At 62.5% G+C, this 13,083-nt stretch carries 17 protein-coding genes; 7 read left to right on the plus strand and 10 right to left on the minus strand.

Annotation, left to right across the window (positions count from 1 at the left end; all coding sequences use genetic code 11):
* Positions 1-45 precede the first annotated feature (45 nt).
* Entirely contained in the window at positions 46-693 is a 648-nt protein-coding gene (locus N181_RS07520; protein WP_037391018.1) for a CatB-related O-acetyltransferase, read from the plus strand.
* A 2-nt stretch (positions 694-695) separates the two neighbouring features.
* Here the strand turns inward: N181_RS07520 and N181_RS07525 are convergent, their stop codons facing one another.
* Positions 696-1,436 carry a metallophosphoesterase family protein gene (locus N181_RS07525; RefSeq protein ID WP_037434489.1) on the minus strand — a complete coding sequence of 247 codons (741 nt, stop codon included), beginning with the start codon at positions 1,434-1,436 and terminating at the stop codon, positions 696-698.
* A 16-nt stretch (positions 1,437-1,452) separates the two neighbouring features.
* Positions 1,453-1,665, minus strand: a complete 213-nt coding sequence (locus N181_RS07530) for a DUF2842 domain-containing protein (RefSeq protein ID WP_037391015.1) — start codon at positions 1,663-1,665, stop codon at positions 1,453-1,455.
* A 181-nt stretch (positions 1,666-1,846) separates the two neighbouring features.
* On the opposite strand from N181_RS07530, the gene N181_RS07535 reads away from it, so the two are divergent.
* Positions 1,847-2,950, plus strand: coding sequence for a COX15/CtaA family protein (locus N181_RS07535; protein WP_060563310.1), 1,104 nt, complete (start codon positions 1,847-1,849; stop codon positions 2,948-2,950).
* A gap of 72 nt (positions 2,951-3,022) precedes the next feature.
* Here N181_RS07535 and argC read toward each other — a convergent pair whose 3' ends face one another.
* From argC to N181_RS07565, 6 genes are all read right to left on the minus strand, one after another.
* Positions 3,023-3,955, minus strand: a complete 933-nt coding sequence (argC, locus tag N181_RS07540; RefSeq protein ID WP_037391008.1) for an N-acetyl-gamma-glutamyl-phosphate reductase — start codon at positions 3,953-3,955, stop codon at positions 3,023-3,025.
* 84 nt (positions 3,956-4,039) lie between these two features.
* On the minus strand, positions 4,040-4,996 hold the full coding sequence (gene speB / locus N181_RS07545; protein WP_060563311.1) for an agmatinase: 957 nt from the start codon (positions 4,994-4,996) through the stop codon (positions 4,040-4,042).
* A 2-nt stretch (positions 4,997-4,998) separates the two neighbouring features.
* Positions 4,999-5,334: an antibiotic biosynthesis monooxygenase family protein gene (locus N181_RS07550; RefSeq protein WP_037391006.1), complete on the minus strand. Its 336-nt coding sequence runs from the start codon at positions 5,332-5,334 to the stop codon at positions 4,999-5,001.
* A gap of 83 nt (positions 5,335-5,417) precedes the next feature.
* Complete coding sequence (rpsI, locus tag N181_RS07555; protein WP_014327962.1) at positions 5,418-5,885, minus strand: 30S ribosomal protein S9; 468 nt, start codon at positions 5,883-5,885, stop codon at positions 5,418-5,420.
* A 2-nt stretch (positions 5,886-5,887) separates the two neighbouring features.
* Entirely contained in the window at positions 5,888-6,352 is a 465-nt protein-coding gene (rplM, locus tag N181_RS07560) for a 50S ribosomal protein L13 (protein WP_012707596.1), read from the minus strand.
* A 219-nt stretch (positions 6,353-6,571) separates the two neighbouring features.
* Positions 6,572-7,003 carry a PaaI family thioesterase gene (locus N181_RS07565; RefSeq protein WP_037391003.1) on the minus strand — a complete coding sequence of 144 codons (432 nt, stop codon included), beginning with the start codon at positions 7,001-7,003 and terminating at the stop codon, positions 6,572-6,574.
* A 151-nt stretch (positions 7,004-7,154) separates the two neighbouring features.
* Between N181_RS07565 and N181_RS07570 the strand changes: the two genes are divergently transcribed.
* Positions 7,155-7,976 carry an enoyl-CoA hydratase gene (locus N181_RS07570; protein ID WP_037391002.1) on the plus strand — a complete coding sequence of 274 codons (822 nt, stop codon included), beginning with the start codon at positions 7,155-7,157 and terminating at the stop codon, positions 7,974-7,976.
* Positions 7,977-8,309: 333 nt separating this feature from the next.
* On the opposite strand, the gene N181_RS07575 is transcribed toward N181_RS07570, so the two are convergent.
* Positions 8,310-9,146, minus strand: a complete 837-nt coding sequence (locus tag N181_RS07575) for a DMT family transporter (RefSeq protein WP_037390999.1) — start codon at positions 9,144-9,146, stop codon at positions 8,310-8,312.
* Between the two features lie 213 nt (positions 9,147-9,359).
* On the opposite strand from N181_RS07575, the gene N181_RS07580 reads away from it, so the two are divergent.
* The 4 genes from N181_RS07580 (at position 9,360) to N181_RS07590 (ending at position 11,848) form a co-directional block, all read left to right on the plus strand.
* A complete protein-coding gene (locus N181_RS07580) occupies positions 9,360-9,788 on the plus strand; it encodes a CoA-binding protein (protein ID WP_037436860.1) in 429 nt (142 codons plus the stop codon).
* Positions 9,789-9,811: 23 nt separating this feature from the next.
* On the plus strand, positions 9,812-11,095 hold the full coding sequence (locus N181_RS07585) for an O-acetylhomoserine aminocarboxypropyltransferase (RefSeq protein ID WP_014327969.1): 1,284 nt from the start codon (positions 9,812-9,814) through the stop codon (positions 11,093-11,095).
* A 132-nt stretch (positions 11,096-11,227) separates the two neighbouring features.
* Complete coding sequence (locus N181_RS33985; protein ID WP_080577192.1) at positions 11,228-11,392, plus strand: hypothetical protein; 165 nt, start codon at positions 11,228-11,230, stop codon at positions 11,390-11,392.
* 111 nt (positions 11,393-11,503) lie between these two features.
* Positions 11,504-11,848 (plus strand): cupin domain-containing protein, encoded by a 345-nt coding sequence (locus tag N181_RS07590; RefSeq protein ID WP_014327970.1) that lies wholly within the window; start codon positions 11,504-11,506, stop codon positions 11,846-11,848.
* Between the two features lie 27 nt (positions 11,849-11,875).
* On the opposite strand, the gene N181_RS07595 is transcribed toward N181_RS07590, so the two are convergent.
* Positions 11,876-13,072, minus strand: a complete 1,197-nt coding sequence (locus tag N181_RS07595) for a right-handed parallel beta-helix repeat-containing protein (protein WP_037390995.1) — start codon at positions 13,070-13,072, stop codon at positions 11,876-11,878.
* Positions 13,073-13,083: the final 11 nt, after the last annotated feature.

Here is a 13,083-nt window from a genome sequence, read left to right on the forward strand (position 1 = left end):
GATATGAACGTGACGAAGAACTCCAATTTTGTGGAACTGCCGATCATGCCTGGTGATGCCTTGCCTGACCCCGCTGCCCAGTTTCCGGTCGCCGAGTTTCCGCGGATAGGATTTCTCAAGAATCTCGTGCATTCGCCCCTGATCGAGGTCGGTGAATACAGCTACTATGACGATCCGGAAGGACCTGAATATTTTGAGGAGAAGTGCGTCCTCCATCACTACGACTTCGTCGGAGATCGGCTGGTGATCGGGCGTTTCTGCGCGCTTGCGACGGGCGTTCAGTTCATCATGAACGGCGCCAATCACGCCCTCGGCGGCTTTTCGACCTTTCCCTTCGGCATCTTTCCGGGTGCGTGGCGCGACGGCTTCGATCCGGCCGCCTATGCGACCGGCTATCGTGGCGACACGATCGTCGGCAACGATGTGTGGATCGGCATGGAGGCGACGGTCTTGCCGGGCGTCACCATCGGTGACGGCGCGATCGTCGCGGCAAAATCCGTGGTGACGAAGGAGGTCCCTCCCTACGCCATCGTTGCCGGTAATCCGGCAAGGGTCGTCAAGATGCGGTTCCCGGCGGCGGCCGTCGAGCGCTTGCTGGCGATCGCCTGGTGGAACTGGCCGGTCGACAAGGTGACGCGCAACATCGCGGCAATCACCGGCGCCGACATCATGGCCCTTGAAACTGCGCAGTAGCCTCAGTCGAGAAAGCCGGTCGCCAGCACCGTTGCCCATTCGGGCCGGTTGCGTTCGGCGGCGAGGCGCGACATCGCCATATGGTCATAGCGCACGCAGCGGAAGCTGACATTCCAACCGCTCCCGTTATCCTCCATGATGGCATAGCGCGCGTCAGGTGAGCCCGTTTCGACCTTATGCGCCACGGGTCGATCATCGTCGTATCCCGGGCAGCCGACGCTGCCGGGATTGACGAGGAGGCGCCCGCCCGAAAGCCGCACGGCCCGAGGGATGTGCGTGTGGCCGCAGAGGATCACCGGGTAGTCGACCTCCGCGGCAAAACCTTCGATCGCTCTGCGCGCCGCCATGTGGACGACGCCGTCGGCTGTCAACGCCTCCATCCAGTAGGTTTCGTCGCTTGTCGGCGTGCCGTGGCAGAGGAAGAGCGTGTCGCGATAGACAAGCGTTTCCGGAAGTGTAGCCAGCCAATCCCTGTGGCGCGGTTCGAGTTCGTCGTGGGCCGCCCGGTCGGACAGTCCCATTTCGGCCGGGTCAAGTGCGAGAAGATAGCGATCATGATTGCCGCGGATCGCCGGCATCTTGCGTTCGATCAGAATATCGGCCGTGCGCGCGGCATTGAGCGGGCCGCTCAGATGGTCGCCGAGATTGACGACCTCGTCGATCCCCTGTGCGTCGATATCCGCCAGCACCGCCTCGAGTGCCAGGTCGTTGCCGTGAATATCGGCGATGACGGCGATCTTCATGGTGCGCCTCCACTGCTCAACGATTGTTTGCCGGTTTTTCCATCCATTTGATGATCAGCATCGCAGGAAGGATCCACAGAAGTCCGGTGAAGAGGAAATAGAGGAGATGCACCCACCAGGGCGACGTGCCGAGGAGGAGTGAGGCGAAGGTCACCGCCGCCAGCGCGTAGACGGTTACAAGAATGATGATGAGGACGGTGCCGATCAGTTTTCTGAGGCGTACGGGCATCGGATTTCTTTCGGAGAGCGGCAACCGAACGGGATCAATTTGGAATTGGCCGCGACGGCATGCCGCAAAGGGTTCGGCCTTGTTTTGCACGGCGCTCTGGTGCAAATCAACGGCTTTCGACTGGCTTTGGCTGGCAACCCGTTCATTGGGAGGGCTGCAGCCGGCAAACGAGGAAGACGTCATGGCGCATGCCGACCTGGCAACGGAACAGTCGCTGCGGAGCGAGATCGACAAAACTGAGCACCATCGCCGTCAGATCCGCGGCTGGCTCGTTGTCGTGCTGTTTGCCCTGTTTGCCCTGGTGATCGTCGGCGGCGCGACACGCCTGACCGAATCCGGCCTGTCGATCACCGAATGGAAGCCGATCCACGGCGTTGTTCCACCGTTGTCGGCCGAGGAATGGGAGGAGGAGTTCCGTCTCTACCAGCGCATTCCCCAGTATGAGCAGATGAACAAGGGAATGACGGTCGAGGCGTTCAAGACGATCTTCTGGTGGGAATGGGCGCACCGACTTCTCGCCCGCTCCATCGGCGTGACCTTCGCCCTGCCGCTGTTCTTCTTCTGGGTGGCGGGCCGGGTCGAGCGGCGACTGCGGCTGCCGCTCCTCGGCATTCTGGCGCTCGGCGGTTTTCAAGGCTTCATCGGCTGGTGGATGGTTTCCTCGGGCCTCGTCGAACGAACCGAAGTCAGCCAGTACCGGCTGGCCACCCACCTGGTCATCGCCTGTCTGATCTTTGCCGCCTGCATGTGGATCTACCGCGGGCTTTCCCCGCATACCGGCGACGCGGCGCCGACCAGGAGATCGCAGACGATGGCCGGCATCATCGCGGCCATGAGCCTCTTCCAGATCTATCTTGGAGCGCTCGTCGCCGGTCTCGATGCCGGCCTGAGCTACAACACCTGGCCACTGATGGATGGCGCAATCGTGCCGGGTGATCTCTTCCTCCAGCAGCCCGTCTGGATCAATCTCTTCGAGAATCCGAAGACGGTGCAATTCCTGCACCGCGCCGGCGCCTACCTGCTGTTTGCGCTGGCCTTCGCGCATATGGTCGTGTCGCTGCGTGCTGCGCCGGGCACCACGCACGCACGCCGTTCGGTGCTTCTCTTTGTTCTGGTCACCATCCAGGCCGTGATCGGCATCACCACGCTTGTTCTGCAGGTGCCGATTGGCTGGGGTGTGCTGCACCAGGCGGGCGCGCTCGTCGTGCTCGGCTTCGCGATCGCCCATTGGCGCGGCTTCGTCGGCGAATATCCGAGGCCGACGGCAATCGAGGTTCGCGACTGACCAATCTTCGCGTTGGACAAACGAAAACCCCGGCAGAGGTGACTGCCGGGGTTTTCGTTTGCATAACATTTGTCAGGCCGACAGCATCAGATCCATGTTCTGGACGGCGGCACCCGAGGCGCCCTTGCCGAGATTGTCGAGCAGCGCAACAAGGTTGACATGGGCGCCGCCGCTGGTCCCGAAGACGAAGAGCTTCATCGTGTCCTTGCCGGCAAGCTCGGTTGCGTCGATACGGGCGATCTGCGCGCTTTCTGCAAGCGGAACCACCTCGACGATCGACTGGCCGGCGTAGTGCTCGACAAGCGCGGCATGGATGCTTTCCAGTGTCGCGCCGGGCGCCAGGTCGTCGAGATAGAGCGGCACCTGCACGATCATGCCCTGCGCGAACTTGCCGACCGATGGCGAGAAAATGGGCGCGCGCTCGAGCATGCCATGCATTTTCATTTCCGGCACGTGCTTGTGCTTGAGCGGGAGGCCGTACAGGAAATGCGGCGCGCTGATGTGTTCGGCGTGGTTCTCGTCCTCGATCTGCGCGATCATCTGCTTGCCGCCGCCGGTATAGCCGGAGACCGCGTTGACGGTTACCGGGTAGCCGTCCGGCAGGATGCCTGCCTGGCGCAGTGGCCGGATCACGCCGATCGCGCCGGTTGGATAGCAGCCGGGATTGGAGACGTGGCGAGCGCCACGGATCTTGGCAGGCTGCGCCTTGTCCATCTCGGCAAAGCCATAGGCCCAGTCGGGTGCGACGCGATGTGCGGTCGACGTATCGATGATGCGGACGCGATTGTTGCCGGCGACCATGGCGACCGCTTCGCGCGACGCGTCGTCCGGCAGGCAGAGGATGGCGATGTCCGCGCCATTCAACAGGTCTTCACGCATTGCCGCATTGCGGCGTTCCGCTTCCGGGATCGACAGGAGTTCGAGATCCGCGCGACCGGCCATGCGCGCGCAGATCTGCAAGCCCGTCGTGCCGTGTTCGCCATCGATGAAGATCTTCGGTTTCATGATTTCCCTGCTCCTGCAGACGGTTACGGCGTTTTCCGGAATCAATCTGGCATAGACTTGAATCAGTTTCTTGAACGGCAGCGATCAGCCGCGCCGTTCCGCGAGCCATTCGGCCCTGAGGCCCAGCATATACATGGCGATGGTCGAGCCAGCAATGGCGGTAAGATCGGCATGGTCATAGGCTGGCGCCACCTCGACCACGTCGCTTCCGGCGATATGCAAAGCTCCCAGCTTGCGCAGCACCGAGAGGATCTTGGCGCTGGACGGACCGCCGGCGACCGGCGTGCCGGTGCCCGGCGCGTAGGCCGGATCGAGGCAATCGATGTCGAAGGTCAAATAGGCCGAATGGCTGCCGACATGCCGCAGGATCGTTTCGGCGATCTCCTCGGCGCGCATCTCCTCGACTTCGTAGCCATAGACGATCCGGATGCCGCAGTCCTCAGGGGCATGTGTGCGGATGCCGATCTGGATCGAACGCTCGACGTCGATCAGCCCCTCGCGCGCGGCCCGGCCGACGAAGGAGCCGTGGTCGATCCGACCCTTCTCGTCCGGCCAGGTATCCTGATGCGCGTCGAACTGAACCAGGGCGAGGGGGCCATGGAGCGCCGCATGCGCCCTGAGGATCGGGTAGGTGACGAAGTGGTCGCCACCAAGCGTCAGCAGATAGGCCCCCGATTTCAGGATCTTTGCCGCCTCCCGCTCGATGGTCGCGGGCGTCCTGGCGTGGTTGCCATAGTCGAGCAGACAGTCGCCGTAGTCGATCGTCGCCATGTCGGCGAAGAGATCACGCTGGAACGGATATTGCGGATCGTTGTCGAAGATCGCCGATGCACGGCGGATCGCCTGCGGTCCGAAGCGGGCACCGGGCCGGTTCGAAGTGGCGGCATCGAAGGGAATACCCCAGACGACGGCGTCGGCGCCTTTGAGCTGCTTGCTATATCTGCGACGCATGAAGGAAAGCACGCCGGCATGGGTCGGGTCCGTGGCGGCGCCATGAAGCGAGCGGGCGGTGATGGCGTGGTCGATGGTCTTCGGGGCCATGTTCAGCCCTCTGCCTTCCTGGAGCCATAGGCGCGTTCGACGCGCGCCACGCGCACCTCGTAGTGGCTGTACCATTCGGCACGGCCCTGCTTTTGAGCGGCGAGATGATCAACATTTCTTTTCCAGGCTCGGATGGAGCTTTCATCGCTCCAGTAGGCGTTTGTAATACCGAAGCCGTCAGCGCCGCGCGCGCTTTCGACGCCAAGAAAGCCAGGCTGCTTCCGCGCCAGTTCTTCCATGGCTTCGGCCATGTCTCCATAGCCGTTGTCGCCGTCGGTTCGGGCCGAAGAGAAGCAAACGACGTAATAGGGCGGGGCAGGCAGGTTGGCGAAGGACATTCCGACACTCCGTGATCGATCCGCAAAAGAAAAAGGCGGAGCTTGAAGCCCCGCCTTTCGATCTTCGCAATCCCTGAGCGCGATTAACGCTTCGAGAACTGGAACGAACGGCGTGCCTTGGCGCGGCCGTACTTCTTGCGCTCGACGACGCGGCTGTCGCGGGTGAGGAAGCCGCCACGCTTCAGAACGGGGCGCAGGCCCGGTTCGAAGTAGGTCAGCGCCTTGGCGATACCGTGACGAACGGCACCGGCCTGGCCGGAGAGACCGCCGCCGGCAACAGTAGCGTCGACGTCGAACTGGCCGTCACGGGCAGCCGCGACGATCGGCTGCTGCAGGATCATCTGCAGAACCGGACGGGCGAAGTAAGCCGAGAACGGCTTGCCGTTGACGGTGATCTTGCCGGAGCCGGCCTTGACCCAAACGCGGGCAACGGCGTCCTTGCGCTTGCCGGTCGCGTAGGAGCGGCCCTGCGCGTCGACCTTCTTGACGTGAACCGGAGCGGCCGGTTCCGCGGTCGTGGCAATTTCCTTGAGAGCGGAAAGGTCAGCCATTATCAGGCGCTCCTTGTGTTCTTGCTGTTCAGCTTGGCGACGTCGAGGACGGCCGGCTGCTGTGCTTCATGCGGGTGGTTCGTGCCTGCGTAGACACGCAGGTTCTTCATCTGCCGGCGGCCGAGCGGGCCACGCGGAACCATGCGCTCAACGGCCTTCTCGATGACGCGCTCCGGGAAGCGGCCTTCGATGATCTGGCGCGCGGTGCGCTCCTTGATGCCGCCCGGATAGCCGGTGTGCCAGTAGTACTTCTTGTCGGTGTACTTCTTGCCGGTGAGAACGGCCTTCTCGGCATTGATGACGATGACGTTGTCGCCGTCGTCAACGTGGGGCGTGAAGGTGGCCTTATGCTTGCCGCGCAGGCGGTTTGCGATGATGGAAGCGAGGCGACCGACAACGAGGCCTTCGGCGTCGATGAGGATCCACTTCTTCTCCACCTCTGCAGGCTTCTGAACGAAGGTTGCCATATCTAAACTCTTTCGTTGGACCCGGTACCAGGCCGGGCGTTTCTTGTTGCTTGCTTTGGCCCCGATGAGGCCAAAAAAGAAGGCGGCCCGAAAGGGACCGCGATCTGCGGCAGCTTATACGGAAGCGCGAAAACGAGGTCAAGAGCAGAGTTTTGTATGTCGATAAAGAAGTTGCAGCAAAATCAGCATCTTAGTCGTGTGGTTTTACTATACCACACATTAACGGGGTGGAATCGAATAGGTCGCGGTGGCGTGCGCTACCAGTTCGCCGGACCAGACGGGCGCAATTGAGGCATCGAGAACGGCGAGCCGCTTGCCAAGTTTCAGGATCCGGCAGGTGCATTCGAGCGGTTCGGGATCGGGCTTGCGCAGAAAGTTTATGTTGAGGTTGGTGGTGACGGCTAGCGCCACTGGACCGATATGGGCGATCAGCGCGATATAGGCCGAGACGTCGGCAAGCGCGAACAGCGTCGGGCCGGAAACTGTCCCGCCAGGACGGATATGGCGCTCGTTCGGGTCGAGCCGCATCGTCGCAAAACCAGGCCCGGTGTCGGTCACGGCGAAGATCTTGCCGTCCGTGTGCACCTGCGGAAAATCGGAGTCGAGAAAGCGGTTGAGCTCCTCGACGGTCATGATCGGTTGCAAGGTCATGCGCATCCCTCCATTCCTGGCTGCCGTTACAGGACGTCCGCGTCCGTCGTGCAAGGCGGAAAATGGTCTTAGGCGGAAATCCCGCCGGGGTTGAAAGACCGTTGGCGGCGGCGTACCACGGGAGCCGACCTACGGTGAACGGGAGAAGACCATGGCGGATGTCGTTGCATTCAAGAAGGAAGAGCCGAACGGCCTGCTGCTGCGTGAGGCGAACGGCCCGGTCTTGCGGTTGACACTCAACAACCCTCCAGCCAACGCACTGTCGATTGCGCTGATGCAGGCGCTCGCGGCCGAACTCGATGCCGTTGCCGGCGTCAAGGAGATCAAGGTCGTTGTCATCGCGGCGACGGGCAAGGTGTTTTCCGCCGGTCACGACCTGAAGGAGATGACGCTGCATCGCGCCGACGAGGATGCCGGTAGAGCCTTTTTCGAAGCCGCCATCCGTCTGGCGGCCGACATCATGTTGAAGATCGCGAAGCTGCCGCAGGCGGTCATCGCCGAAATCGACGGTCTTGCGACCGCGGCCGGCTGCCAACTGGTGGCAAGCTGCGATCTGGCGATCTGCACGGACAGTTCGACCTTCTGCACGCCGGGCGTGAACATCGGCCTCTTCTGTTCGACGCCGATGGTGGCGCTGTCGCGTGCCGCGCATCGCAAGCAGGCGATGGAGATGCTGCTGACGGGCGAGACGATCGATGCCTCCACCGCCAAGGATTTCGGCCTCGTCAACCGCATCGTGCCGCAGCAATATCTGCGCCAGGTGGTCGACAAATACGCCGCCGTCATCGCCTCGAAGTCGCCGCAGGCGCTGAAGATCGGCAAGGAAGCCTTCTACCGCCAGGCCGAAATGCCGGTGGCCGACGCTTATGACTATGCGGTCGGCGTGATGGTCGAGAACATGCTGGCAAATGACGCGCAGGAGGGGATCGGCGCCTTTCTCGGCAAGCGCTTGCCGGAATGGAAGGAAGACTAAGTCGTGCGGACGGCGAGGGAGTATCACGTGCATGCGGGATACACTCCAGATGGGCGTGAAAGACCCCCTCTGGCCTGCCGGCCATCTCCCCCACAAGGAGGGAGATCGGACACCCTCGACGCTTTTCGCCGGTTCGCAACGTCGCAGAACGGATGAGGTATGTGAGCGCCATCCTGAGCGACCGATCTCCAGCAGTGAGATTAATATTGTCGGCAAGATGAAGCGCAGAGCTGCGTCTTGCCGATCTCCCTCCTTGTGGGGGAGATGCCCGGCAGGGCAGAGGGGGTGCTGCTTCGCGCTCGTCAGTTCTCTACGGCATACTGCTCAATCGACCTAAGCCAGCCGCAGCAGCAGGGCTCCGAGCGCGATGACGCAGGCGGCGGCAATGCGCCAGACGCTGACGCGCTCCCTCAGGAAGACGACGGAGATGACGACGGCAAAGAGAATGGCGGTCTCTCGCAAGGCCGCGACGGTCGCCACAGGCGCCTTGGTCATCGCCCAGAGCGCCAGCCCATAGGCGGCGATCGAACCGGCGCCGCCGATCAGCCCGCGCCACCAATGGTGATGGACATGCCGCAATACCGGCTTGACGCCGCGGCTCGCGAAAGCCCAGGTAAAGAGAAGGACGGGCGGCAGCAGCGCCATCCACAGTGTGTAGGAGATCGCATCGCCGGAGACCCGTGCGCCGATGCCGTCAACGAACGTATAGCTCGCAATGACGCAGGCATTTGAGAGCGCCAGCATGATGGCCTGTTTGCCGCCCCTGCGCGACTCGAAGGCGAGCGTCAGCACGCCGGCCGAGATTGTCAGGATACCGGCGAGCGCTCCGCCGCTCAGTTGTTCGCCGACGACGACGCTGCTGGTGGCGGCGACGATGAGCGGTGCGACGCCGCGCATCAGCGGATAGACGAGGCCGATGTCGCCGGCGCGGTAGGAGGCCGCCACGAGCTGGAAATAGGCGAACTGGAGGACTGCCGAAACGAGGATGTAGGGCCAGGCTTCGGCGTTTGGCAGCGGCCGGAAGGGCAGGAAAGGCAGCGCCACGACCGCGGCGCCAAGCGCGATCATGGCGGCATCCAGCGACTTTTCCGATCCCGCTTTGACAAGTGCGTTCCAGATCGCGTGGAGCAGTGCCCCGAAGAGCACGAGCGCAATGACGTCAAGCGGCAAGATGAACCTCAGCGGGCGATTTGGAAGGCGTTCTCCGCGTTTGTCGCTTTGCTCCGCTCAAAATGCAATCGGGTTCGATGGATCTGGGTTGAGATAGTGGCCGCCCGCAACGAAACGGTGCAAATGCCCGGACGCGATCACACGCTCGGTTGACTCGTTGCCATCGGGCGCCAACTATCCGCGCCAACGATAACAATGCCCGGACGTGCAAGCATGAACCACGATGTCTACCCGGATCACTACCTCGCCGACATCCTGCGCGAGACAAAGACCATTGCTCTCGTCGGCGCGTCACCGAAGGCGGAGCGGCCGAGCCACCGCGTCATGGCTTTCCTGCTGCGCAAGGGATACCGCGTCATCCCGGTCAATCCCGGTCATGCGGGCCGGACGATCCTCGACCAGACCGTTGTGGCAAGGCTCGCGGATATCGTCGAGCCGATCGACATGGTCGACGTCTTTCGGGCCGCCCACGCCTTGCCTGCACTGGTCGACGAAATCCTCGCGCTGCCGAACCTGCCGAAGGTGATCTGGGGCCAATTGTCGGTCCGCGACGACAAGGCGGCCTCCAGGGCCGAGGCCGCCGGCATCAATGTGGTCATGGACCGTTGCCCGGCGATCGAATACCCCCGCCTGATCGGTTGATCGACAAAGCCATGGAGGAAAGAATGACGAAGGCCGGCCCCGGTTTCAGCACGCTCGCCGTCCATGCGGGGGCCCAGCCCGATCCGACAACGGGCGCGCGGGCGACGCCGATCTATCAGACGACGAGCTTCGTCTTCAACGATGCGGATCACGCGGCCGCGCTCTTCGGCCTGCAGCAGTTCGGCAACATCTACACCCGCATCATGAATCCGACGCAAGCCGTTCTGGAAGAGCGCATCGCTGCGCTCGAAGGCGGTACCGCGGCGCTGGCGGTCGCTTCCGGGCATGCCGCCCAGCTTCTCGTCTTCCACACCATCATGAGTCCGGGCGACAATTTCGTCGCCGCCAGGCAGCTTTACGGTGGCTCCGTCAACCAGTTCGGCCAGGCCTTCAAATCCTTCGACTGGCAGGTTCGCTGGGCGGATTGCGCCGACCCCGAAAGCTTCGGGACGCAGATTGACGAGCGTACGAAGGCGATCTTCATCGAAAGCCTTGCCAATCCCGGCGGCATCTTCGTCGATATCGCGGCGATCGCCGAAGTCGCTCGGCGGCACGGACTGCCGCTCATCGTCGACAACACGATGGCGACGCCCTACCTCGTGCGGCCGCTGGAACACGGCGCCGATATCGTCGTCCACTCGCTCACCAAGTTCATCGGCGGTCACGGCAACTCGATGGGCGGGATCATTGTCGACGGCGGCACCTTCGATTGGTCGAAATCCGGGAAATATCCGCTCCTCTCCGAACCGCGTGCTGAATATGGCGGCGTCGTGCTGCAACAGGCCTTCGGCAATTTCGCCTTTGCGATCGCCGCGCGCGTGCTCGGTCTTCGCGATTTCGGTCCGTCGATCTCGCCTTTCAACGCCTTCCTGATCCAGACCGGTGTGGAGACACTGCCACTCAGGATGCAGCGCCATTGCGACAATGCGCTCGCCGTCGCGGTGTGGCTGAAGGGACAGGACAAGGTTTCCTGGGTCCGCTACGCCGGGCTCGAGGACGACCCGAACCATGCGCTTCAGAGGCGCTATTCGCCGAAAGGCGCAGGTGCGGTCTTCACCTTCGGTCTTTCGGGCGGATACGAGGCGGGAAAGCGCTTCGTCGAGGGCCTCGAGATGTTTTCGCACCTCGCCAATATCGGTGACACGCGTTCGCTGGTCATTCATCCCGCCTCGACGACACATCGGCAGCTTACGCCCGAGCAGCAGGTCGCGGCGGGGGCTGGGCCTGACGTCGTCCGCCTGTCGATCGGTATCGAGGATGTCGATGACATCATCGCCGACCTGGAGCAGTCGCTCGCAAGAATTTGATGAGGCCCACCGCCGACTACTGCATGTCTCCTTAAATCGACCTCGATTTAAGGACGAAGACATGCAGCAATTCAAAGTGCTACAGCGACCTTTGCGCGCCTGATAAGGCGCGCGGCGCTGTAGGGGGACGACATGAGCGACGACAATATCGTTAAGTTCGAACGACGGAAACCAAAGCAGGAGCAGAGGACTGCCAGCCCACTGCAGCGGAAAGCTCTTAACTGGATCGCGGTCATAGCCGCGTTGGTCCTGGTGTGGGCGTATTACCAGTTCATCTCGCCGCCGAGCCTGCCATGAGAGCAGGTAACAAAGCGTTTTCCTGCTTGTTGAATTAGGATCCGGCCGGCGGTATGCGACGAACTGCAATTTGAACCGGCGACGGACGCGCCGCTCCGACGGAGGTGCCTCATGAGTCACGTGTTGAAATTCGACCTTGCTTCGGTTGAGCTGGAGATCGGTGCGCCGGCCGCCGACCGGCTGATTTCCGGAAGCCCAGAGTTCCGCACCTGGAATTTCGAAGAGGCGTCCGGCGGTCTCTATGCGGGCGTCTGGGAGTCAACACCCGGGAAGTGGCGGATCGCCTATGACGAATGGGAATATTTCCACATCCTCTCCGGGCATTCGATCGTAACCGAAGATGGCGGCGAGGCTGTCCACCTGAAGGCGGGCGACAGCATGGTGCTGCGGCCTGGTTTTGCCGGGACCTGGGAGGTCGTCGAGACGACCCGCAAGGACTACGTCATCCGGCTCTGAGCGCGAGGACTGTACTGGCGGCGCCGATCACCCGCCCGTCGCCATGTTCGCCCCGACTTCGTTGGTCGGATCGTCGTTGCGGATAAGGCTGTCTGATCCGCCATCGAGCTTGTTGTTGCGCACCACATTGTGCTGCGCGAAATCGAGATTGCTGGCGCTGCTGCCGAACGGGTAGGCCGGATCGGTGAAGCAATAGCTGCTGCTGCCGTTGCGCGAATTCAGCCACACGGCCGGGCTCACGAGAAACGAGGACCGGTAGCGGAATGTGTTGCCGACGATCTGATTGTATTGCGGCTTCTGATGGCGGATGACGCCGCCTTCGCCGCAGTTGCGATAGGCGAATATGCCGCCGTTGTCGGAATGCTCGAAGACGTTGTTGGTGATCCTGTTGTTCGCGGATCCGTCGATCGCGATCAGTTCCCGCTTCTCCGTGGAGATCCCGAAGACATTGTTGCTGATCGTGTTGTTGGCGGATTCGGCATCAAGATAGACGGCGACGGCTGTGGATCGGCCGTTGATTTTCGAGTTGACGAGAGCCGCGTTGGTGACGCCAGGCCCGACATAGAAGGGGATGCCGTCCGGTGCGTCGAAGGCAACATTCTCGAGACGCACGTTCTTCGGCGCCGATGCCTGGGCGAATGCCGTGTGGTCGGGATTTCGCGACGACGCCTTCATGACCGCGCCATTGGCGTTCTCGCCGAGGCCATAGATGCGGACGAAGCCCTGGATCCTGCAATTGCGGATCGTCACGCTCGACGGCGCATCCCAGGGGCCCGAGCCGGCTTTTCTGGAGCGGACGGCGACGGCGGTCTTCTCTTTGCGCGATGCGCCTGCGCTGACATCGAGCGTTCCACCGCCGCAGTCGAGCACCGATCCCGAAGCCGCACTTCCCTCGAACACCAGCGGATGGGTGATGACATCGGCCGAGGAGAGGCGAAGGCTGCAGGCGAGCGTGATGGGATTGGTTCCCGGCGCCTTTACCTTGGACTGAACGTCCGCGTCGCAGCCCGGTCTCGCTTCGACATTCTCCACTGGCGGTGTGGTCGGCGGGGGCGACGGATCGGTTGGCGTTGTGGGAGGCGCCGGCCGCCCCTTATCAGGTTGCATGACCGGAAACCCTGGCGGATTCCTGAGAGCCGCGTCGGCGACCGTCGCCAGATCGCTCTGGCAGCCGCTCAAGGCAAGGCTGACGAAAACCAGGCTTGTGAACTTAGTCGGCGGCATCGGCAGGCTCC

Origin of the sequence: Sinorhizobium fredii USDA 205 (genome assembly GCF_001461695.1) — a bacterium.
GTDB lineage: Bacteria > Pseudomonadota > Alphaproteobacteria > Rhizobiales > Rhizobiaceae > Sinorhizobium > Sinorhizobium fredii.